We start from the raw sequence: 19770 nt of genomic DNA on the forward strand, positions 1-19770 counted from the left end.
ATCGGTACGCTACCACGGCCGGCCATCGCCGCAGGCGTCATGACGTGTCTGCCGGTGTTTACGCCCAGATCATCGGGTAAACCAGATAAAGACCTTTCGGGAGTATTGCAAGCATGAGAATGACACCATCCCTGCTCCACGCTGTGTTGTTGTGCGCCGGCCTGACTCTGTGCGGCGCGGCGAGCGCCGAGGACCCGGCGCCGATCGCCATGGACAACGCCCTGCACGCGCTATTGCCGGACAAGATCAAAACCCAGGGCGTTATCAATCTGGTGACCGATGCCCATTACCCGCCGTGCGAGGTGTTCGCCGATGATAATAAAACCATGGTGGGGTTTGAGCCGGATCTGTGGAACGCCATCGGCAAAGTGCTGGGGGTGGGCATCAATCCGGTCTCCATCGATTTCGCCGGCCTGATCCCCGGCGTGAAAAGCGGACGTTACGATATGGCGATGGAATGCATTTCCGACAGCCTGGAGCGTGAAAAGCAGGTGACCTTCGTGAACTATGCCTATGCCACCAATGAAGTTTATACCCTGGCCAGTAATAAAAGCATCGTCAACGATCCGTTATCGCTGTGCGGCCTGAAGGTCGGCGTGCAGTCAGGCACCGATTTTGAACATGCCATCAGCGAAATTTTTTCACCTAACTGCACGAAGAATAATAAACCGGCCATTAAGGTGACCACCCTGCCGTCGGCGGACGCCGTGCTGCTGGCGCTGTACGCGGGACGTATCGATTTTGTGCTCAACGACGCCGCCGCCGCCGCCGAAATCAAAAAAGTGGCGCCCCGGCCGATTCGCACCGTGACCATGCCGCTGATGCCGAAATATTATCTTGGCATCGTGGTCAAGCCCGATAACCAGCAACTGGCCCAGGCCCTGCTTGGCGCGCTGAAGGTACTGTGGTCCAACGGCGAATACGCCCGCATCATGAAAAAATGGGATTTGGAACCCGTGATGCTGGAACAGCCGGGTATTAATCTGTTCACCACCCGCCCGATGCAATAAGCGCGCAACCGATGATGCGGGCGGATAAACAGACCGGGACAGCCCCTGTCCCGATTGCCGACAGCCAGCTGCGGTGCGATGTGCTGGTGGTGGGGTCGGGCAGCGCCGCGTTAAGCGCGGCGCTGAGCGCGGCGGCGGCGGGACTGGCGGTGCTGATCGTGGAAAAAGCCGCTGTCCTGGGTGGCACCTCGGCCATGTCGGGCGGCGCGGTATGGGTGCCCGCCAATCATCACGCCCTGGCCCGCGGGGTCGAGGATAGCCCCGCGCAGGCGCTGGAATACCTGCGCGCCGCCGCGCCCGCGGGTTGGCGCGCCGGCGAAGACCGGCTGTGGGCACAGTTTGCGCGTTCCGCGCCCGAGATGCTGCGTTTTCTGGAAACCCATACGCCATTGCGTTTCAGCCTGACGCCGGAGGCCGATCCGCTGATGGACTGCGCCGGCGCCAAGGCCTTCGGCCGTATGCTGACGCCCGATCCGCTGCGGGCCGGGGTGCTGGGCAAAAGACGCTGTCCGGTCAGGCGTTCCCCCCTGCCTCAGGTCTATACCTACCAGGAAGTCATCGGCGAGGATATCTATCATCATCCGGTCAGGGTAGCGCTCAAGCTGGCGCCACGGCTGCTATGGCGCGCCATCACCCGCACCCGCACCAAGGGCGCGGCGCTGATTACCGGGCTGCTGGCCGGCTGCCTGGCCCATGGCTGCCGGATCGAAATGTCGGCCAGGGTCGTTGATCTCATCACCGACGCCGCGGGGGCGGTCACGGGCGCCTGGTTCAGCCGCGACGGCCGTCTGACCCGGATTACGGCCCGGCGCGGCGTGGTGCTGGCCAGCGGTGGTTTTGAATGGGATGCGCTGCGGCGCGCGGCGCATTTTCCCGGGCCGTTTGACGCCATTTCCAGCCCGCGCACCAACGAGGGCGACGGCCACCGCATGGCCCAGGCCGTGGGCGCGCGGCTGGCGCACATGGATCAGGCGAATATGAGCGGATCGCTGCCGACCCGCTACGAAGGGCGTCCCTATGGCCTGTCGGTGTTTTTTCAATACGAACCCAACGCCATCCTGGTTAACCGGGAGGGCCGGCGTTTTACCAACGAGTTTGCCTTTAACCTCGGCGAAGCGCTGGATGCGCGCGATGGGCAGGGTGGATTACCGCGGCATCTTCCCGCCTGGCTGATTGCCGATGCCCGCCTGCTGTGGCGCGCGCCGTTTTTGCTGGCCTGCGCCCTGCGCAGCCGGGGATGGATGCGCAGGGCCGGCAGCATCGGCGCCCTGGCGGACCAGCTTGGTTTGCCGCGGGCATCCCTGGAGGAAACCGTTGCGCGATTTAACGATTTTTGCGCCCGCGGCGTGGATGAGGATTTCCAGCGGCATCTGGCCGCGGGCCATGGGCGGGGCGATCGGCGTTTTCACGGCGGCCTGCTGCCTATCCAGCGGGCGCCGTTTATCGCCGTGCCGTTTAACCGCAGCTTCACCGCCACCAAAGGCGGCCCGCGCACCGATGAGTTCGGCCGCGTGATCCACCTTGACGGCCATGTGATCCCCGGGCTGTTCTGCGCCGGCGTGGCCATGGCCAATCCCATCGGCACCCGCGGCGTCGGCGCCGGCACCATGCTTGGACCTAACCTGACCTGGGGCTATATCTGCGGGCGGACCCTGGCCGCCGGTCCGGCGTCGGGAGGCGGGGATGATGTTTTACCGGCCGCGGGCGTCGCTTCCCCGGCCATCACCACGGAGTTGTCATGATACCTGATATCAAACCCGCGCCAACCGCCCTGATAACCGGCGGATCCAAAGGCATCGGCCGCGCCGTTTCCCTGGCGCTCGCCCGATCTGGCGCCAATATTGCATTGCTGCTCAGGCGGGATCGGGATTCAGCCGATCGGCTGGTGGCGGAGATTCGCCAAACCGGGCGCCAGGCGCGCGCCTATTATGGCGATATCACCGATCGCGGCGCGGTTGGTTCTCAGGTGGCCGCGATCGCCGCCGAGTTCGGCGGGATCGATATGCTGGTGAATAACGCCGGCGCCACCGCCGCCGGCGAGTTGCTCAGCCTGGACGATGACGCCTGGCTGCAGGTGGTGAATATCAACCTGACCGGGTGTTTTGTGGTGGGCACCGAAGTGGCGAAGATCATGCGCGCCCGGGGCGGGGGCGGCATCGTGAATATTGCCGGGGCGTCGGCCCATCGCTGCTATCCCGGCGCCGGGGCCTTCGGCCCGAGCAAGGCGGCGGTGGTCAATCTGACCCGGCAGATGGCCGTGGAATGGGCGGACTATGGCATCCGGGTCAATGGCGTCAGTCCCGGGCCGATACGATCCGCGGCGGGCGACTGGCAACGGCGTGAACCGCAGCTGGCCGCCGAGGTGGCGCGCCTGCCGCTGCGGCGCGCCGGCTTGCCGGAGGAGGTGGCCGCGGCGGTGGGGTACCTGCTGTCCCCCGGCGCCGCCTATACCACCGGCCAGATGCTGGTGGTGGACGGCGGCGGGCTGTGTACCTGGTATATGACGAGATAGAGAGGCGGTAACGATGTCAGAACACGATACGCCGGCGGTGGCCGCTTATCAGGTGGTAAAACGATTTCACGGCCAGGAGATCCTCAAGGGCGTGGATCTGCAAATACGGCAGGGGGAAGTGGTCTGCCTGATCGGACCTTCCGGTTCCGGCAAATCGACCTTTCTGCGCTGTATCAATCACCTGGAAAAAATTGACGGCGGCGCGCTGTACGTCGGCGGGGAATTGATGGGCTATCGCCGGGTGGGCGATAAGCTCTATGAACTGAAAGAGGCGGAAATCGCCCGCAAGCGCGCCGGCATCGGCATGGTGTTCCAGCGCTTTAACCTGTTCGGCCATATGACCGCGCTGGAAAATGTGATCGAAGCGCCGATGCGGGTGCGTAAAGTGCCGCGCGCCGAGGCGCTGGAGCAGGGCAGGAGCCTGCTTGCGCGGGTGGGATTGTCGCATCGGCTGAATGCTTATCCCGCGCAGCTTTCCGGCGGCCAGCAGCAGCGCGTCGCCATCGCACGGGCATTGGCGATGAAACCCGCGCTGATGTTGTTCGACGAACCGACCAGCGCCCTGGATCCGGAGCTGGTCGGCGAAGTGCTGGATGTCATGCGCGGCCTGGCCGAGGAGGGCATGACCATGGTGGTGGTGACCCACGAAATGGCCTTTGCCCGCGAAGTCGGGGATAGCGTGGCGTTTATGGATAACGGGGCGATCATCGAAAAAAGCCCGCCGGCGGAAATGTTTCAGCGCCCACAGCACTCCCGGACGCGTGCTTTCCTGGCTAAACATCTTGCCGGCAAATGAATTTAACTAACGAATTGTTTTATATGGATTTAATTTTAATTAAAAAATTAAATTGCGTCGGTTTTTTTATTGACAGTATCAGAATGCAGGTGCATATTATTAATTAACTGATTAATTAATACCGTTGCCGGCGCCGTATCCTGCCTGTGTTAACAGAAGTCAGCGAGCATGAATGAGAGATAACATGACAGATAACCAGCAATATCAGGCCGTGGGGCAACACCCGCGCGATAAGGGCCATGACGCGCCGGCCTTTCCCCACGACGCCCTGACCGTGGTGCCGACCCGCTATCCGGGGCGCTGGATTTCAGTGGCCGTCTGCACGCTGCTGCTGATCATGCTGGTGCATTCGATGGTAATGAATGAGAACTTCGGCTGGCCGACCGTCGGACATTATCTGTTTTCGCCGACCATCCTGACCGGCTTATGGGTCACCCTGTGGCTGACGTTGACGATTATGCTGCTGGCGATTGTGCTGAGCGTGGTGATAGCTACCCTGCGCCTGTCCGCCAACCCATTGCTGGCGCACTTCAGCTCCGGTTATATCTGGTTTTTCCGCGGCACGCCGGTGCTGGTGCAGTTGATTTTCTGGTACAACCTGGCGGCGCTGTATCCAGAGGCTTATATCGGGATACCTCATGTGTTTACCCTCTACCAGGGCAGCATGAACGATATCATTACCCCCTATACCGCCGCCATCCTGGGGCTGGGGCTGAATGAAGCGGCGTATATGGCGGAGATTATCCGCGCGGGCATGTCCTCGGTGGATAACGGCCAGCAGGAAGCGGCCCGCGCCCTGGGCATGAATAAAGCGCAATGGCTGCGGCGGGTTATTCTGCCCCAGGCGATACCTTTTATTATTCCGCCCACCGGCAACCAGGTGATCGGCATGCTGAAAACCACGTCGCTGGTGAGCGTGATTTCATTATCGGATTTATTGTATTCAGCGCAGTCGATTTATTCGCGGACGTTTGAAAATATTCCGCTATTGATCGTGGCCTGTATTTGGTACCTGATCGCCACCACCGTGCTGAGCTGGCTCCAGGGGCGGATTGAAAAATATTTCCGCAAGGGCCAGGGCGCGCCGGCATGATCATAAATAGCGTTGACATCGGTTGATATTACCTTCAGGGGATTGTGATGAAATTAGGCCTGTTTAATTTAATGTCTTACCAGGATAATCCCCAGGGAATACAAGGGGTGATTAAAGATACGCGCGTGATGGTGGCGCTGGCTGAAGAAATGGGTTTTGAAACCGCCTGGTTTGCCGAACATCATTTTACCAATTATTCCATCAGCGTCTCGCCGTTATTAATGGCGGCCCATATGGCGGGATATAGCCGGCGCATCAAGCTCGGCACCGCGGTTATCGTCCTGCCGTTATACCAGCCGATGCGCCTGGCGCAGGAAATCGCCCTGGTGGATCGCCTGACCGAAGGGCGGCTGGTGCTGGGCATCGGCAGCGGCTACCAGGCCTATGAATTCGAACGCTACAATATTGATGTTGAACAGCGCAATCGCGTCCTGCTGGATAACTGGCAATTTATCGAGACGGCGCTGACCGGCGGCAAGGCGGCATCCTTATCCCATAACGGCGAGCGGGTGGAAACGGACTTTTTACTGACGCCTCTCCAGCAGCCGCTGCCGCCGCTGTTTATCACCACCACCAATCCGGCGTTGTTGCAGCGGTTTACACGCTGGGGCGCCACCGCGTTTATCACCGCCGGCTGGCGCGGTTCGCCGCGCCTGAAGGAGATGGCCCTGGACGCCAGGCGGCAATGGCGCGAGGCCGGCCTGATGGCGTCCACGCCGCTGGCGGTGCAGCAGTATATCCACGTCACCGACAGTAAAAAAGCGGCGCTGGACGCGGCGGAACGCGCATTATTCGTCGCCAGGATGATAAGCGCCCTGCACGGTAAGACGCTGGAGACCCAGGGCGCGTTTATCACCGCGCCTAAATTCCCCGATGAACCGGACGCATCGGTGGTGCGTGATAATTTGATTATTGGCGACGCGCATTATGTCGCCGAGCGGATTATTAACGAAGTAACGGATATTAATCCTTCGCACTATAACTGTTTTTTCCAATTTGGCGATATGCCGATCGAGGCCGCCAGGCAATCTTTGGAGAAATTCGGGCGTGAGGTGATTCCGCTATTGGAAAAAGCGCTGGGTAAGATCACGGTGGATATTCATTAAAGACTATCCCGTATAACCTCTTACCCACAATATTTGTTAATCGAGGGGATAAATCATGCCTGACTATTCACGGCGGATTGACTGCGCAATTGACGACAGCGCCACTATCGTGGAAAAAATTAAACAGCAGCGTTCCGATGATGCCGCCTTATCATCGACGCTGCCGCCGGAAGCCTATAATAGCGATGCGTTCTTTTCCCATGAAATGGAAAAAATATATCGGGGGGATTGGATTTTTGCCGGCCATATATCGCAAATACCCCATGCCGGAGATTATTTTACCCTGGATATCGTTAACGAACCGCTGGTGGTGACGCGCGACGCGGAAGGGATAAACGTGATGTCCGCCGTCTGCCTGCACCGCTGGGCGCCTATCGTCTCGGGCAGCGGCAACGCCAAGGCCCTGGTGTGCCCGTTCCATAACTGGACTTATGATCTGACCGGCAACCTGATCGGCGCGCCTTATATGAACCAGGCGGCGGAATTCGACCGTAAGCAATGCAAGCTGCCGCGGATCAGGCACGAGATTTTCCACGGCCTGATTTTTATCACCTTTTCGGATCAGGTGGAATCGATAGCGCAACGGCTCAAGCCGCTCAACGCCATGTTCGACAAGTACCAGGTGGCGGAGCTGGATACCGCTTATACCCTGGATTACGACTGTCCGTTCAACTGGAAAATGGCGGTGGAAACTTTTATGGAGTGCTACCACCATTCCGCCGTTCACCGCACCACCCTGGAAGACAGCTTTCCCGGACGCCTGAGTTATATCGGCGAGGACGGTCCCGGCTGGACCTTGTGCCACCAGCCGCTGCGCAAGAATGGCGAACTCTCGGAGGTGCTGACCGAGGGACTGATCCCGCTGTCGGGGTTCAGCGAGCAGGATATGCGCCAAATCGACCTGATGCTGATCTACCCCAGCTGCCTTATCGGCCTCAATCCCGACCGGCTGAGCATCAGCCAGCTGCTGCCCATCAATAAGCATATGACCGTTTGGCACCGCCTGGTGCTGGTGTCGAAGGCGTCAAGCAGCCAACCCGGCTTTGCCGACACCGCCGCCGCCATGAAGGCGTCCAGCCTGTCGATTATCGATGAGGATCTGGCCATCAACGCCGCCCAGCAGCGCGGCAGCCTGTCTTCGCTGGCGCGGCCGGGACGACTGGGACATTTGGAAACCACGGTCTGGCATCTGGCCAATTATATCCGCACCCGCATCTAGGGCGGACGGCGCGTGGCGCCGCACGATAACGAAAGGACGTTGCATGAAAATGGTAAAACTCGGCCGGTCGGGGCTTGAGGTCTCCGCACTGTGCCTGGGCTGCATGACCTATGCCCGCCCGGAAAAAAGCGGTTACGCCTGGACGCTGGATGAGCGGCAAAGCAGGCCGTTTATCCAAAAGGCGCTGGAGCTGGGGATTAATTTTTTCGACACCGCCAACGCCTATGCCAAAGGCGACAGCGAGGAAATCCTCGGCCGCGCGCTGCGGGATCTCGCCCGGCGCGAGGATGTGGTGATCACCAGCAAGGTGTTCAACCCCATGCGCCAGGGACCGAACAGTAAAGGACTGTCGCGCAAATGCATCATGACCGAAATCGATGCCAGCCTGAAACGCCTGGGAACGGATTATATCGATCTCTACCAGATCCACCGTTGGGATTATGACACCCCGCTGGAGGAGACGCTGGAGGCGCTGCACGACCTGGTGAAGATGGGCAAGGTGCGTTATCTGGGCGCGTCCTCCATGTATGCCTGGCAATTTTGCACGGCGCTGCACGTGGCGCGGGAAAACGGCTGGACGCCGTTTATCGCCATGCAGAACCATCTCAACCTGCTCTATCGCGAGGAAGAGCGGGAAATGATGGGGCTGTGCCGGGCGCAGGGCATCGGGGTAACGCCGTGGAGCCCGCTGGCGCGCGGACGCCTGACCCGCCCATGGCAGCAGGCGGCCGCCACCGGACGCGGCGCCAACGATGCGTATGCCGGCTTTTTATACTCGGCCACCGAACAGGCCGACCGGGCGGTGATTGAAGCGGTCACCCAGGTGGCCGCCGCGCGCGGCGTACCCCAGGCCCAGGTGGCGCTGGCATGGCTGTTTACCAAACCCGAGGTGGCGGCGCCCATTATCGGCGCCACGTCTTTCCGTCACCTTGAGGACGCGGCCGGCGCCACGGAAATGACCCTGACGCCTGATGAAATCGCGGCGCTCGAGGCCCCTTATATTCCCCATGCGATCGTCGAGCACACCTGATCCGATACGCGATATTTACCTACAGAGCAGAGCCTATTATGAAAAAAAGTCAGCAGCAGATAGCGGAAATTGCCCAGCAGTTAAAGCAGAAAGGGGTGGAATATTGCATGGGCGCCTATGTGGATATCCACGGCGTGCCCAAAGGCAAGGTGGTGCCCATCGGCCATTTCAGCCAGATGGCGGCCGGATCGGAGCGCTACACCGGCTATGCGCTGGACGGACTGGGCCAATTGCCCAATGAGGATGAGCTGACCTCGATACCGGATTTGGATCATATCATCCAGCTGCCCTGGGAGCCGAAAATCGCCTGGATGCCGGCGGACAACGCCTTTAAGGGCGAACCCTACGCCCTTAATACCCGCGTGGCGCTGAAAAACGTGCTGGCGCAGGCGAAAGAAATGGGATTTGGTTTTAACCTGGGCATCGAATGCGAAATCTATCTGCTCAAACGCGGCGAGGACGGCGGACTGTCGGTGCCGGAAAAAGACAATAAGCTGAATAAGCCCTGTTATGACCTGCGCGGCTTTGTCGATCAGTTCGCCTGGCTGGATAAGGTCTCCACCACCATCAACGATCTGGGCTGGGACCTCTATTCCCTGGATCACGAGGACGGAAATTCGCAATACGAATTTGATTTCAACTATGCCGATGCGCTGACCAGCTGCGACCGGTTTATCTTTTTCCGCTTTATGGCCAAACATTACGCCAAGGAATTGGGCCTGGTGGCGACCATGATGCCCAAGCCCTTTGCCAATAAAACCGGCACCGGCGCCCATTTCAATATGTCGTTATACGATATCGGCAGCGGCGCCAATATCTTTGCCAGCAAAGACGACCCGCGCGGCCTGGGCCTGTCCGATACCGGCTATTATTTTATCGGCGGCCTGCTCAAGCACGGCCGGGCGTTGTGCGCGGCGTTCGCCCCCACCGTCAACAGCTATAAACGCCTGGTGCGCCAGGGCGCGATGAACTATTTCTCCTGGGCGCCGGTGTTTAACTCCTATGGATCCAACAACCGCACCAACTCGGTACGGGTGCCCGCCGGCGGCGGCCGCTGCGAATCGCGCAACGCGGACGGCGCGGTCAATCCTTATCTGGCGGCCACCCTGGCGCTGGCGGCGGGCCTGGAAGGCATCCGCGAAAAAATCGACCCGCGCGAGCCGAACGAGGACAACCTGTATGCCATCAGCGAACAGGAGCGCCGCGCCCGCGGCATCGATTTCCTGCCGCAAAACCTGCAGGAAGCGGTGGAGGCGTTCGCCGCCGATCCCTTTATCGAAGCCACGCTCGGCACCGCGCTGCGCGATGAGTTCGTGAAATATAAAACCCAGGAATGGAACAACTACCATCTGCACGTCAGCCAGTGGGAAATCGATCAATACAGCACGATATTCTGAGGCGGGGCCTGTATTGCCCGTTACGCGATACCGTTAAACCACGCGGCGGCGGATGCGTTCCACCGTCGCGATGCCGGCAGGGCGGCGATTTATGAACGTATCACAGCATTTTTTTGAGGTCATGGTGGTGGCGAAAAGCCACCGGGGCGACGGGGTGGTGTTTCTCACCCTGGCCCGTTCCGACGGCGCGCCGCTGCCGCCGTTTTCCGCCGGGGCGCATATCCAGCTGCGCCTGGCGGACGGACTGCTGCGGCAGTACTCGTTATGCGGCGATCCGGCGCGGCGCGATAGCTACCGGCTGGCGATCCTGGCCGCCCGCCGCTCCCGTGGCGGCGGCAGCTATATCCGCGATAGCCTGCAGCGGGGGGATAGCCTTTGGATATCCGCGCCGCGCAATGATTTCCCGCTGGCGGAGCGGCGGGAGCCGGCGCTGCTGCTGGCGGGCGGTATCGGCATTACACCGCTGCTGGCGATGGCGCTGACGCTTAGGGCGCAGGGGCGGGAGTTCGGGTTGCACTATTACGGCAGGCCCGACACCCTCGGCGCCTTTATGGAACAGCCGGATTATACGCGGCTTGCGCGGCATATCGTCCCCCATTGCCGGGACGGCGCAGCCCCTGCCGACGCGGATTATCAGCAGTCCCTGGCGGTGGTGATCCGCGACTGGCAACGGCGGCACGGCCGGTTCAGTCTGTACTTCTGCGGCTCGCTGCCGTTTATGCAAAGCGTGCGCGATCAATGCGCCGCGGCGGAAATTCCCGCCGAGGCGTGTTTTTATGAGTCCTTTACCCCGCCGGAGGTGCGCGGCGAGACCACGTTTGACGTCGAGATTTTCAGCACCGGCGCGGTTATCCCGATACCCGCCGATCTGAGTATTGCCGAGGCGCTTAACCAGGCGGGGGTGGCGGTGGAAGTATCGTGCGGACTGGGGGTTTGCGGCACCTGTCTGGCCGGGGTCAAGGCGGGCATACCGGATCACCGGGATGAGTACCTTAGCGCCGCACAGAAGGACGCGAACAACAAAATCATGCTGTGCTGCTCACGGGCGCGCTCTACACGTTTAGTGATCGATCTTTAATACCATCAGAGGAGTCTAGCTATGTCCGTTGCACCCTTTCACCTGGCAATTCCTGTTTACGACCTGAACGCCGCGCGCCATTTTTATGGTGAAATTTTTGGCCTTGAAGAAGGACGCAGCAGCGAGCAGTGGGTGGATTTTAACTTTTTCGGCCACCAACTGGTTATCCACGAGCACCCGAAAACCCCGAGCCAGGAGCACGCGCATACCAATCCGGTGGACGGCCACGATGTGCCGGTGCCGCATTTTGGCGTGGTACTGGCCTGGGACGACTGGGAAGCGCTGGCGGCCAGGCTGACCGCCCACGGCACCGCCTTTGTGATTGAACCCTATATTCGTTTCAAAGGGCAAATCGGCGAGCAGGCGACGATGTTTTTGCTCGACCCCTGCCAGAATGCCCTGGAGTTCAAGGCGTTCAAGGATATCGGCCAGCTGTTCGCGCACTGAGGTCCGGCGCCGCCGGCGTTCTTTAATAACCCGATTATCCCCGCGCCGCCGCGTGGCCGGCGGCGCGCCGGATTTATTTCGTCTTGACGTCCAGATGCTCGAAGACAAAGTCCCGCATACAGTTAATGGCGTGTTTATATTTGAATGTAGGGAACATGACGGTGCGAAATAACACCCCATCGAGAAAGGTGGAGATAAACATCGCCATATCCACCGGATTGACCTCGCGGAAAACGCCGGCGGCGATGCCGTCCTTAATGGTGTTTTTCAGGATCACCGACTCTTTTTCATAAAATTTCTTCACGGCTTTGTCGATATCGGGCGTACGCCCGTTGGTGCCGGCGTAATCAAGGCTAATCTTGGCTAATTTCTGCAGCAGGTAGAATTGCAAAATGTGGATTTGGATCCACAGGAACAGTACGTCCTTGGGATTATCCGCATTCATTTTGATGGAATCAAATTGCTCGAAGGCCTTTTCCACCGTGGATTCGATGACCTTAAGAAATAGGTTTTCCTTGGAGCCAAAATAATAATAAATCAATGCGGAATTAAGCCCGGTCGCTTCGGCGATATCCTTGATGCGGACCGAGGAGTAATTTTGTTTGGCAAACAATTCCAGCGCGGAGTCCTGCAGGGCATGAGCGACATCGTTTTGCAAATTCTTACCATTTTTAGCCGCGACTTTTTCTTTTATGTCATTGGTTTTCATACATTGCGTCCGGGCAGCCCAATTCTTTGAATGGCGTTATTGCAGCATGGGGATAATCAGTTTTATTAGGTGAATACTACCACAGGCGGGAAATCAGCAACAAGTTAACTAGCTGATTAATTAACATCTATCATACCGGCTACGCCGGAGGGAGGCATCATGCCGGATTACCACGTCTGCGACCTGGGCGCGTTTGCGCTGGAAGGCGGCGCAACGCTTTATGACGCCACATTGACCTATGAAATCCACGGCCGGCTTAACCGGCGGCGCGACAATGCCGTGCTGTTGCCGTCGTGGTACACCGGCACGCACCGATCCTACCGCGCGATTATCGGCGCGGGGCGGGCATTGGACCCGGCGCGCCATTGCATTATCGCCGTCAATATGTTCGGCAACGGCGTTTCCACCTCGCCCAGCAACTCCCCGCGCCAGGGCGGACCGCTGTTTCCGGCGGTGACGGTAGGGGATAACGTGCGGGCGCAGCACCGGCTGATTACCGACTCTCTGGGTATTGAGCAACTGGCGCTGGTATGCGGCTGGTCGATGGGGGCGATGCAGGCCTGGCACTGGGCCGCGGCCTATCCGGCGGCGGTGCGGGCGCTATTGCCCATTTGCGGCAGCGCGCGCTGCTGGCCGCTGAATCATGTGTTTCTGGAAGGAGTGAAGGCGGCGCTGCGCGCGGATCCGGCGTTCAATGACGGCCATTATGCCTCCCCGCCGCTGGCCGGGCTGGCGGCATTCGGCCGGGTCTATGCCGGATGGGCCTATAGCGCGGCCTTTTACCGTGACGCGCTGTATCAGGGACTCCACTTCGCCACGCGCGAGGATCTGCTGCGGGACTGGGAGCGCGATCATCAGGCGTGGGATGCCAACGACTTGCTGTGCATGCTGCGCACCTGGCAGGATGCCGACGCGGGGCGGGCGCCGGGATATGGCGGCAGCCTTCAGGCGGCGCTGGCGGCGGTTACCGCCAGGACCATTGTGATGCCGTGCAATACCGACCAGTATTTCACCCAGGAGGAGGCGTTTAAGGAGTTTTCATGGCTTAAACAGGGGAAATGGCGGCCGCTTACGTCCGACTACGGCCACTGCGCCGGCGCGCCCGGACGTTTTGCCGCGGAAACCGCCGTTATCGAGCAGGCGATACGCGAACTGCTTACTCAATAATCTCCAGTTCCACCACCCGGCCCTGGTCAAACCAGGTTTCCAGGCCGGTGACGCGCAACTGCAGGTCGCCTTCGATAACTTCGCCGATATACGAAATAGGCAAAGGCTCTTCGGCGGTATCATCGCCGTACACGACGCAAAATTGCTGGCGCGGGCTGTAAAAACACACCGACCCGGTAACCTTGCCGTATTTTTCCCGGCGCATTTTGCCCACTTCTTCGGTTTTGAATTTATTTTCCCACGGGGCGACGATGGGCATGGTGAAAAACACCATATCGCCGATAAGCTTGCCGTGCTGCAAGACGCTTTTCATCGGCAATTTGGCCCGCAGTTCTTTAACCAGGTTGGGCACTTTATCTTCCCATACCTCGATAATGCAAATAGGTTCGTCCGCAACGTTCATTCTGAGTTTCATTCTGGCACCTGATGATAACGTAAAAGGAAATAAGATAAGGGAGGTCAGGCCGGTTTAACCCGGCGGAAGCCGTCGCCAAGGCCCCATGGCAGAATAAAATCAACCCACATATGCAGGCGGTTGGCGTAGGACAGCGCCGCATGCGACAACCGGCACAGGTCATGCAGGGTGGTGCATTGGCAGGCGGTATCCACATACAGATGGATCATGGCGGCCGCGTGGGGCAGGCTGACAAAATCAAAAAAGTCCGCTTTATAGCCGATGATTTCCTTAATAATGGCTTGCAGCGTCGCCAAATCGGCGTCGGTATCCTCCGCCACGCGGATCAGGCCCCACAGCATTTCGTCGGCCATGGTGCGCGCTTCCCCCTCGGCGAAAATAATAGTGCTCAGGTATTGCCCGCGCGCGCCGGTACCGCGCGGCACGATACCCTTGCCCAGATCCCGCACTTCGTCCGGCTGCTCGAACCATATTTTTTCGCGCTCCTGCTCGAAACGCGCGATTACTTCGTCGACGGTCATTCTGATACTCTCCGGTTGGCTTGATAAAGCTATCTAAAGCTTATTAATTAATTAACTAATTAATAAGCAAGTAATATGCCAACAGAGAAACAGCGATGAGCTCTTGAATAATCAATGTGTTGCAAAGGATCCGCGCTGACCGTCTTTCCCCGCCGTTCAGCGCGAACGATAGTGGTGCATGGGTTGCACCACGTTAGCCGCGGGCGTAGGCGGCCGCGCGTTCCACCAACGCGTCGTCGGGACGCACGCCGGTATACAGCACAAACTGTTCCAGCGCCTGGATGGCAATCACCTCGGCGCCGGTAATCACGGCTTTGTCATGCAGGCGCGCATATTGAATCAGCGGGGTTTCCGCCGGCAGCGCCACCACGTCGAACACCCGCCCGGCCCGGGCGATATACGGCTCGCTGAAGGACAGCTCTTCGGCCCCGGCGCCGCCCGCCATGCCCACCGGCGTGACGTTGATCAGCAGCGCGGCGTCCAGCCCGGTTTCATCGGCCTGCCAGCGGTAGCCGTAGAGTTCCGCCAGATGACGGCCGGTTTTTTCATTGCGGGCGATAATCACCCCCTGGCGGAACCCGGCATTATGCAGCGCGCCGGCCACGGCTTTCGCCATGCCGCCGCTGCCGCGTAGGGCAAAGGCGCTGTCCGGGCTGACCTGATGCTTTGCCAGCAGGCGCTCAATGGCGATGAAGTCGGTGTTATAGGCTTTCAGATAGCCGTCGGTGTTAACGATAGTATTCACCGACTCGATGGCGCGCGCCGAGGAGTCAAGCTCGTCCAGGTAGGGGATGCAGTCCTCTTTAAACGGCATCGACACCGCGCAGCCGCGGATGCCCAGCGCCCTGACGCCGCCGATGGCGGCGGCAAGATCGCGGGTGGTAAAGGCTTTATAGATATAGTTCAGACCGAGCTTTTCATAGAGATAATTATGAAAACGCGTGCCGAAATTGCCGGGGCGGGCGGCCAGAGACATGCATAACAGGGTATCTTTATTGATATTCATCATAGGGTCCTATTGCCTGAGTCGTAAACAAATGCCGTTACGCTGTGGATAAAAGGATATCACATCATGGCGCCGTCATCCGGTGGTTACCGGCGCGGATGGCCGGGCTGAAACATTGCCGTGCGCTTCTGGCATAACCGCGAACCGGTACTACACTCCAATAAGGCGTGTCTTACCACTCCAATTTCCCCGGCCGTCGTGCCGTTTACCTCATGCCTTCACCGGCAGGAACTATATTGATTATCTGACTGTCCATCGCATGCTGGCAGACCTTGCGGGCGGCGGTCGGCATTGTGACTGGATATACTAAAAATTATGCGCAGGAGACGAGTTTGATGGCTAAGGGATCGTCGAAGAAGGTTAACGAAATTGTTATTCCGACCACTACCACCACCATGGCGAGCAAAGTGGATAATCAGGTGGTGGTGACCATTGATAATAAAGGGGTGCGCATTGCCCATCCCAATAGCGATCATGACATTATCAGCCGCCTGGACGCGGATCGCAAAACGCGCGTCAGAGAAGGCATGCCGGTACCGCTGGGAGCAACCTGGGACGGACTGGGCGTCAATTTCGCCATTTTCTCCGCCCACGCCACCAAGGTGGAGCTGTGCCTGTTCACCGAGGAGGGGGAGGAGTATGACCGGATAGAGCTGCCGGAATATACCGACGAGGTCTGGCATGGCTACCTGCCCGACGCGCGTCCCGGCCTGCTGTATGGCTATAGGGTGCACGGTCCTTATGCCCCCGAGGAAGGACATCGTTTCAACCCCGCCAAACTGCTGCTCGATCCCTATGCCAAACAGATCTGGGGCGAGCTGAAGTGGGATGACGCGCTGTTTTCCTACGACTTCGAGGCGGAAGATAAGGATCTGAGCCTGGATGAGCGCGACAGCGCGCCTTTTATGCCGAAATGCCGGGTGATCGATCCGGCGTTTTCCTGGCCGTCCAACGGCAAAAGTTTTATCCCCTGGGAAAAAACGCTCATTTATGAAACCCATGTGCGCGGCTATACCATGCGCCACCCGGCGGTGCCGGAGCATCAGCGCGGCACCTTCTCCGGCCTGAGCACGCCGCAGATTGTCGATTACATTAAATCACTCGGCGTGACCGCCATTGAACTGATGCCGATCCACGCCTTCGCCGACGATCGTCATTTGCAGGAAAACGGGCTGCATAATTTCTGGGGCTACAATACCCTGTGCTTTTTTGCGCCCCATCCGCAATATATGGCCACCTCGACGGTCAATGAATTTAAACAGATGATCGCCACGCTGCACGCCGCGGGTATCGAGGTGATCCTGGATGTGGTGTACAACCACACCGCCGAAGGCAACGAGCTTGGGCCTACGCTGTCGCTCAAAGGTATCGATAATGCCAGCTACTATCGCCTGTTCCCCGAGGAGAAGCGTTATTACATTAACGATACCGGCACCGGCAACACCATTAACCTAAGCCACCCGCGGGTACTGCAGATGGTGACGGATTCCTTGCGCTACTGGGCCACCGAGATGCAGGTGGATGGCTTCCGTTTCGATTTGGCGACTATCCTTGGGCGCGAGGCGTACGGCTTTGACGAGGGTTGCGGCTTTCTGGACACCTGCCGCCAGGACCCCATCCTGAGCCAGTGCAAGCTGATTGCCGAACCCTGGGACTGCGGCCCGGGCGGCTACCAGGTGGGTGGTTTTCCGCCGGGCTGGTCGGAATGGAACGACAGATATCGCGATTCGGTACGTAAATTCTGGCGCGGCGACGAAGGGCAACTGGCGGACTTTACCACCCGTTTGGCCGGATCCGCCGATATCTTCAATCATCGCGGCCGTAAACCCCATGCGTCGGTAAACTTTATCACCGCCCACGATGGTTTTACGCTTAACGATTTGGTGTCCTACGAGCATAAGCATAACGACGCCAACGGCGAGGATAACCGCGACGGCCACAGTGATAATATTTCAGCCAACTATGGCGTCGAAGGCCCCACCGACGACCCGGCGATTAACGAGCTGCGGCTGCGCCAGATGCGCAATATGCTGGCGACGCTGATGTTCTCGCAGGGTACGCCGATGCTGCTGGCGGGAGATGAGTTTGCCCGTACCCAACAGGGTAATAACAATGGCTATTGCCAGGATAGCGATATCAGCTGGGTAAACTGGGAGATCAACGATAAGGGCGAATCGCTGATTTTATTTACTTACCGGCTGATTGCCCTGCGCAACCGTTTTCCGATTTTGCATCGCGGGCGTTTTCTCAGCGGCAAGCTCAATGAGAAGCTCAATATTAAGGATGTGACCTGGGTGCAGCCCAACGGCGAGGAAATGACGGAGGAGGCCTGGGGCGACGCCAATCTGAAGAGCATCGGCATGCTGCTGGACGGTCGCGCGCAGCCTACCGGGCTGCTGCGGGTGGGAGCGCAGAGTACCGTGCTGTTGTTGTTCAGCGCCTCCCACGAGAATCTGGTCTTTACCCTGCCGGAGGTGGCGCACGGGTACGGCTGGCGGCATATATTTGATACCTTTCAGCCGGATGATATCAATGAGCATAGCTTTGGTTTCGGCCATGCCTATACCTGTCCGTCGCGGACGGTGGTGCTGTTTGAGCTGGTGAATACCAAGACCACGATGGTGGTGGCTTAAGCCGGCCTTAAGCAAGTAAGGTGTTAGCGGGCCTGCCACGTCGCGGGGCCCCGGTCGGGCGGGGGAAACCCGCCCGACCCCCTGGCCACGTTTCCCCATCACGACCTCTGCGGTAAACCCTGCGCACTCTTTTCACGTTTTTTTGCTAAATATTCACGCCCCGCTGCCGATACTCCTTAAACGCAAACCCTTTGGAACGAGTTAATCGGAAGGATAACCGTTGCCCTGTTGTGGCTACCGAACAACGGCAACATGCCATGGGACTTGAGATGAGATGAATACGTTCCCCCACAGCGCCTTAAGATTTATCCGCCAGTTTGACTTTGGCGACGATCTGCTGCTGGACGCGGTCTATTTGATGCTGCGCAATCCTTTTCTGACGCAGGCGACATTAGCGCGCGAATTCCATCTGAGTTTTATCCAATCGGATGTCTTATTCAAAAAATTGATTGAAGTTAATAAGTTCCTAAAGACTAATTATTATGCCATGTCTTATGTTGCCAATAACAGAATCGCCGATGCCGTTAAGCTTTGGTCTAACCATCACCGCTCGGATCAGGGCGCGGCGTTGAAGCTTGATGCGCAGATCCATGATAAATTAATTGACCTGGCGCCGATTTTTTTTGATAAACGGCAGGAACTGGTCTTTACCGACGGTTACGGGTCCTATTTCCAGTTCAATAAAGATACTGAAATCACGTTGATGGTTAAAGGGGTGCTGAGTAAAATTCTTGAACCTTATCAAAAGGTTATTTTAGATGCCGATTCAGTCAAGGCCTTTATTCTTGAGCAGGTCGACATCATGCGCGATGTGGCGGCGGTGTCCGGCCAGGATGTTGATATCCGGACCACGGTGATCAAGGCGGGCTGGAATGTAAACCTTATTACGCCGGAACGGGTGATTATCGCCGATAAATGCGGCTGTAAGGCGGCGATCACCTGTATCAATAAGACCCTGCCGACCAATACCCTGCAAAAAAGCAAAATTAACTACGGTTGCGATATTTCAGTTTATCTGGATAACGCGATGTCTTTGGTGGATGATTTTTACGTTAACTGCAGTTCTGAGGTGTTCAATACCAGGGAATTTTATAATATAAATATATAAAAGTCACCGCAAGGAAGGGTATGGACGTGCGCATCATGCCGGTTGAGGCCAGCGACCCGGAGTTTGCCCGCCTGGTCGCCGCGCTCGACGCGTATTTAATACCGCTGTACCCGGCGCAAAGCAATCATGGCCTGCCGATCGGCGCGCTGCGCGCAGCCGGGGTGCGGGTTTGGCTGGCGCGGGCGGGCATGCGGGCCGCCGGCTGCGTCTGCCTGTTTGTGGGCGAGGATAAGCTGCCGGAGATCAAACGCCTGTATGTCGATCCGGCTTTTCGCGGCTGCGGTATTGCCTCGGCATTACTGACGCGGCTGGAGGGTTGGGCGCGCGGCCAGGGATTTCGCGACCTGTATCTGGAAACGGGCATTTACCAGATGGATGCCGTGGCGCTGTATGAAAAACAGGGCTTCAGCCGCGTCGGCCGTTTTGGCGCTTACCCGGATGATCCCCTGAGCCTCTATATGCATAAGCCCATTGCGGATGATGTCTTTTAAGCGCCCTTCGCGCCAGGCGCCGCATTTTGGGT

19 protein-coding genes are annotated in these 19770 nt (G+C 58.6%); 15 read left to right on the forward strand and 4 right to left on the reverse strand.

Going from position 1 to position 19770, the window contains the following annotated elements; translation table 11 throughout:
* The first annotated feature begins 113 nt into the window (after window positions 1-113).
* The 11 genes from ACL2XN_RS23120 to ACL2XN_RS23170 all read left to right on the forward strand — a co-directional run bounded on the left by ACL2XN_RS23120 (window position 114) and on the right by ACL2XN_RS23170 (window position 11688).
* On the forward strand, window positions 114-1010 hold the full coding sequence (locus ACL2XN_RS23120) for an ABC transporter substrate-binding protein (RefSeq protein WP_410013764.1): 897 nt from the start codon (window positions 114-116) through the stop codon (window positions 1008-1010).
* Window positions 1011-1021: 11 nt separating this feature from the next.
* On the forward strand, window positions 1022-2752 hold the full coding sequence (locus ACL2XN_RS23125) for an FAD-dependent oxidoreductase (protein ID WP_413729550.1): 1731 nt from the start codon (window positions 1022-1024) through the stop codon (window positions 2750-2752).
* Window positions 2749-3522: an SDR family NAD(P)-dependent oxidoreductase gene (locus tag ACL2XN_RS23130; RefSeq protein ID WP_413729552.1), complete on the forward strand. Its 774-nt coding sequence runs from the start codon at window positions 2749-2751 to the stop codon at window positions 3520-3522. The genes ACL2XN_RS23125 and ACL2XN_RS23130 overlap by 4 nt, the downstream gene beginning before the upstream one ends.
* Before the next feature lie 13 nt (window positions 3523-3535).
* On the forward strand, window positions 3536-4318 hold the full coding sequence (locus ACL2XN_RS23135) for an amino acid ABC transporter ATP-binding protein (protein WP_410013767.1): 783 nt from the start codon (window positions 3536-3538) through the stop codon (window positions 4316-4318).
* 184 nt (window positions 4319-4502) lie between these two features.
* Complete coding sequence (locus ACL2XN_RS23140) at window positions 4503-5411, forward strand: amino acid ABC transporter permease (protein WP_410013768.1); 909 nt, start codon at window positions 4503-4505, stop codon at window positions 5409-5411.
* A 47-nt stretch (window positions 5412-5458) separates the two neighbouring features.
* The gene (locus tag ACL2XN_RS23145) at window positions 5459-6517 is read left to right on the forward strand and encodes an LLM class flavin-dependent oxidoreductase (protein WP_413729553.1); all 1059 of its coding nucleotides are present in this window, start codon (window positions 5459-5461) and stop codon (window positions 6515-6517) included.
* A 55-nt stretch (window positions 6518-6572) separates the two neighbouring features.
* The gene (locus ACL2XN_RS23150) at window positions 6573-7736 is read left to right on the forward strand and encodes an aromatic ring-hydroxylating oxygenase subunit alpha (protein ID WP_410013770.1); all 1164 of its coding nucleotides are present in this window, start codon (window positions 6573-6575) and stop codon (window positions 7734-7736) included.
* Window positions 7737-7779: 43 nt separating this feature from the next.
* Window positions 7780-8766, forward strand: a complete 987-nt coding sequence (locus ACL2XN_RS23155) for an aldo/keto reductase (protein WP_413727774.1) — start codon at window positions 7780-7782, stop codon at window positions 8764-8766.
* Window positions 8767-8804: 38 nt separating this feature from the next.
* Window positions 8805-10163 (forward strand): type III glutamate--ammonia ligase, encoded by a 1359-nt coding sequence (gene glnT / locus ACL2XN_RS23160; RefSeq protein ID WP_410013772.1) that lies wholly within the window; start codon window positions 8805-8807, stop codon window positions 10161-10163.
* 91 nt (window positions 10164-10254) lie between these two features.
* The gene (locus ACL2XN_RS23165; protein WP_413721307.1) at window positions 10255-11241 is read left to right on the forward strand and encodes a PDR/VanB family oxidoreductase; all 987 of its coding nucleotides are present in this window, start codon (window positions 10255-10257) and stop codon (window positions 11239-11241) included.
* A gap of 21 nt (window positions 11242-11262) precedes the next feature.
* Entirely contained in the window at window positions 11263-11688 is a 426-nt protein-coding gene (locus tag ACL2XN_RS23170) for a VOC family protein (protein ID WP_413721306.1), read from the forward strand.
* Window positions 11689-11761: 73 nt separating this feature from the next.
* On the opposite strand, the gene ACL2XN_RS23175 is transcribed toward ACL2XN_RS23170, so the two are convergent.
* Window positions 11762-12397 carry a TetR/AcrR family transcriptional regulator gene (locus tag ACL2XN_RS23175; RefSeq protein WP_410013775.1) on the reverse strand — a complete coding sequence of 212 codons (636 nt, stop codon included), beginning with the start codon at window positions 12395-12397 and terminating at the stop codon, window positions 11762-11764.
* 159 nt (window positions 12398-12556) lie between these two features.
* On the opposite strand from ACL2XN_RS23175, the gene ACL2XN_RS23180 reads away from it, so the two are divergent.
* Window positions 12557-13564, forward strand: coding sequence for an alpha/beta fold hydrolase (locus ACL2XN_RS23180; protein ID WP_410013776.1), 1008 nt, complete (start codon window positions 12557-12559; stop codon window positions 13562-13564).
* On the opposite strand, the gene ACL2XN_RS23185 is transcribed toward ACL2XN_RS23180, so the two are convergent.
* From ACL2XN_RS23185 to ACL2XN_RS23195, 3 genes are all read right to left on the reverse strand, one after another.
* A complete protein-coding gene (locus ACL2XN_RS23185) occupies window positions 13554-13979 on the reverse strand; it encodes a hypothetical protein (RefSeq protein WP_162366696.1) in 426 nt (141 codons plus the stop codon). The two genes, ACL2XN_RS23180 and ACL2XN_RS23185, sit on opposite strands and share 11 nt — an antisense overlap.
* Window positions 13980-14023: 44 nt before the next feature.
* Entirely contained in the window at window positions 14024-14500 is a 477-nt protein-coding gene (locus ACL2XN_RS23190; RefSeq protein ID WP_410013777.1) for a hypothetical protein, read from the reverse strand.
* Window positions 14501-14693: 193 nt separating this feature from the next.
* Complete coding sequence (locus ACL2XN_RS23195; protein ID WP_410013778.1) at window positions 14694-15509, reverse strand: shikimate 5-dehydrogenase; 816 nt, start codon at window positions 15507-15509, stop codon at window positions 14694-14696.
* A gap of 332 nt (window positions 15510-15841) precedes the next feature.
* On the opposite strand from ACL2XN_RS23195, the gene glgX reads away from it, so the two are divergent.
* From glgX to ACL2XN_RS23210, 3 genes are all read left to right on the forward strand, one after another.
* Window positions 15842-18139, forward strand: a complete 2298-nt coding sequence (glgX, locus tag ACL2XN_RS23200; protein WP_413729556.1) for a glycogen debranching protein GlgX — start codon at window positions 15842-15844, stop codon at window positions 18137-18139.
* 274 nt (window positions 18140-18413) lie between these two features.
* Window positions 18414-19247, forward strand: coding sequence for a hypothetical protein (locus ACL2XN_RS23205; RefSeq protein WP_413721302.1), 834 nt, complete (start codon window positions 18414-18416; stop codon window positions 19245-19247).
* Window positions 19248-19267: 20 nt separating this feature from the next.
* Window positions 19268-19738 (forward strand): GNAT family N-acetyltransferase, encoded by a 471-nt coding sequence (locus ACL2XN_RS23210; protein WP_413721301.1) that lies wholly within the window; start codon window positions 19268-19270, stop codon window positions 19736-19738.
* Window positions 19739-19770 lie beyond the last annotated feature (32 nt).

The sequence above is a fragment of the Sodalis sp. RH22 genome, assembly GCF_047324165.1.
In the GTDB taxonomy this organism is placed as follows: Bacteria; Pseudomonadota; Gammaproteobacteria; order Enterobacterales; family Enterobacteriaceae; genus Acerihabitans.

Excerpts from the sequence above, each read along its gene's own strand:
- ACL2XN_RS23145 (WP_413729553.1), top strand. The coding sequence starts at position 5,459 with ATGAAATTAGGCCTGTTTAATTTAATGTCTTACCAGGATAATCCCCAG.
- ACL2XN_RS23140 (WP_410013768.1), top strand. The coding sequence starts at position 4,503 with ATGACAGATAACCAGCAATATCAGGCCGTGGGGCAACACCCGCGCGAT.
- ACL2XN_RS23150 (WP_410013770.1), top strand. The coding sequence starts at position 6,573 with ATGCCTGACTATTCACGGCGGATTGACTGCGCAATTGACGACAGCGCC.
- ACL2XN_RS23210 (WP_413721301.1), top strand. The coding sequence starts at position 19,268 with ATGGACGTGCGCATCATGCCGGTTGAGGCCAGCGACCCGGAGTTTGCC.
- glgX (WP_413729556.1), top strand. The coding sequence starts at position 15,842 with ATGGCTAAGGGATCGTCGAAGAAGGTTAACGAAATTGTTATTCCGACC.
- ACL2XN_RS23175 (WP_410013775.1), bottom strand. The coding sequence starts at position 12,397 with ATGAAAACCAATGACATAAAAGAAAAAGTCGCGGCTAAAAATGGTAAG.
- ACL2XN_RS23190 (WP_410013777.1), bottom strand. The coding sequence starts at position 14,500 with ATGACCGTCGACGAAGTAATCGCGCGTTTCGAGCAGGAGCGCGAAAAA.
- ACL2XN_RS23125 (WP_413729550.1), top strand. The coding sequence starts at position 1,022 with ATGATGCGGGCGGATAAACAGACCGGGACAGCCCCTGTCCCGATTGCC.
- ACL2XN_RS23185 (WP_162366696.1), bottom strand. The coding sequence starts at position 13,979 with ATGAAACTCAGAATGAACGTTGCGGACGAACCTATTTGCATTATCGAG.
- ACL2XN_RS23170 (WP_413721306.1), top strand. The coding sequence starts at position 11,263 with ATGTCCGTTGCACCCTTTCACCTGGCAATTCCTGTTTACGACCTGAAC.
- ACL2XN_RS23180 (WP_410013776.1), top strand. The coding sequence starts at position 12,557 with ATGCCGGATTACCACGTCTGCGACCTGGGCGCGTTTGCGCTGGAAGGC.
- ACL2XN_RS23120 (WP_410013764.1), top strand. The coding sequence starts at position 114 with ATGAGAATGACACCATCCCTGCTCCACGCTGTGTTGTTGTGCGCCGGC.
- ACL2XN_RS23195 (WP_410013778.1), bottom strand. The coding sequence starts at position 15,509 with ATGATGAATATCAATAAAGATACCCTGTTATGCATGTCTCTGGCCGCC.
- ACL2XN_RS23130 (WP_413729552.1), top strand. The coding sequence starts at position 2,749 with ATGATACCTGATATCAAACCCGCGCCAACCGCCCTGATAACCGGCGGA.
- ACL2XN_RS23155 (WP_413727774.1), top strand. The coding sequence starts at position 7,780 with ATGAAAATGGTAAAACTCGGCCGGTCGGGGCTTGAGGTCTCCGCACTG.
- ACL2XN_RS23205 (WP_413721302.1), top strand. The coding sequence starts at position 18,414 with ATGAATACGTTCCCCCACAGCGCCTTAAGATTTATCCGCCAGTTTGAC.
- ACL2XN_RS23135 (WP_410013767.1), top strand. The coding sequence starts at position 3,536 with ATGTCAGAACACGATACGCCGGCGGTGGCCGCTTATCAGGTGGTAAAA.
- ACL2XN_RS23165 (WP_413721307.1), top strand. The coding sequence starts at position 10,255 with ATGAACGTATCACAGCATTTTTTTGAGGTCATGGTGGTGGCGAAAAGC.
- glnT (WP_410013772.1), top strand. The coding sequence starts at position 8,805 with ATGAAAAAAAGTCAGCAGCAGATAGCGGAAATTGCCCAGCAGTTAAAG.